This window comes from Vibrio sp. Vb1337 (genome assembly GCF_033338715.1).
In the GTDB taxonomy this organism is placed as follows: domain Bacteria; phylum Pseudomonadota; class Gammaproteobacteria; order Enterobacterales; family Vibrionaceae; genus Vibrio; species Vibrio alginolyticus.
Window position 1 is genome coordinate 1 of record NZ_JAWOTD010000261.1, and the last position, 1053, is coordinate 1053.

Genomic DNA, 1053 nt, shown 5'->3' on the forward strand with positions numbered 1-1053 from the left:
GCGGATAATCGTGGCGTAAAATGGGTGAATGACTCTAAAGCAACTAATATCGCAAGCACTATGGCTGCGCTATCAGGTTTAGAGTCGACCGGTAAACTTTATCTGCTCGTTGGTGGTGTCGGTAAAGGCGCGGACTTCACGCCATTAAAACCGATCTTTGCAACGCTTAACCTACAACTGTGCTGTTTTGGTCTAGACGGTGATGATTTTATGCCACTACATGAGTCAGCAATCCGTTTCAACACCATGGAAGATGTGATTCAACAAGTATCTTCGCAGTTAAAATCTGGTGATATGGTGATGCTGTCTCCCGCATGTGCTAGCTTTGATCAATTCGACAATTTTATGGCAAGAGGCGATGCATTTGCTGTTCTTGCTCAGAAATATGCATAACTAAAGGTTACTCGTTTCGTGGGTTTAAGTAACGTTAAACACAACATTGGTAATTGGCTTAAGCATCCAGCGCCAGAAGCGTTGTTTGATCGCCAGTTGGTGTGGATTGCGTTGGGTTTGATGTTGACTGGTTTGATTATGGTGACCTCTGCGTCTTTCCCAATCAGCTCACGATTGACCGATCAGCCGTTCCACTTCATGTTCCGTCATGCCACCTTCTTAGTGTTGGCGATCGGGACCTCTGCGGTGATACTTCAAGTACCTTTAGAGCAATGGTTTAAGAAAAGTTATTACTTGCTTTGGGTCTCATTCGGCTTGCTGATTGTTGTACTTCTTGCAGGTAAGTCAGTAAATGGCGCTTCTCGTTGGATTCCGCTTGGTCTGTTCAACTTACAGCCTGCCGAAGTTGCGAAGTTATCGCTGTTCATCTTCATGTCCGGTTATTTAGTCCGTAAGCAAGATGAAGTGCGCCAGACCTTCTTTGGCGGCTTTATGAAGCCAATCATGGTGTTTGCTTTCTTCGCCGTCTTGTTACTTGGTCAGCCGGACTTGGGTACCGTCGTTGTAATGCTGGTTACTCTGTTTGGCATGTTATTTATCGCGGGCGCGAAGCTAACCCAGTTTCTGGCCCTGATGATTGCAGGCATTGGCGCTGTCGTC

Annotated in this window: 2 protein-coding genes; both read left to right on the forward strand. The window is 46.2% G+C overall.

The window, feature by feature from the left end; translation table 11 throughout:
* A partial coding sequence (locus R7E42_RS25490) for a glutamate ligase domain-containing protein (protein WP_411978989.1) occupies positions 1-393 on the forward strand: 393 nt, incomplete at its 5' end.
* An 18-nt stretch (positions 394-411) separates the two neighbouring features.
* The coding region (locus tag R7E42_RS25495) for an FtsW/RodA/SpoVE family cell cycle protein (protein WP_318073308.1) at positions 412-1053 on the forward strand (642 nt) is incomplete at its 3' end.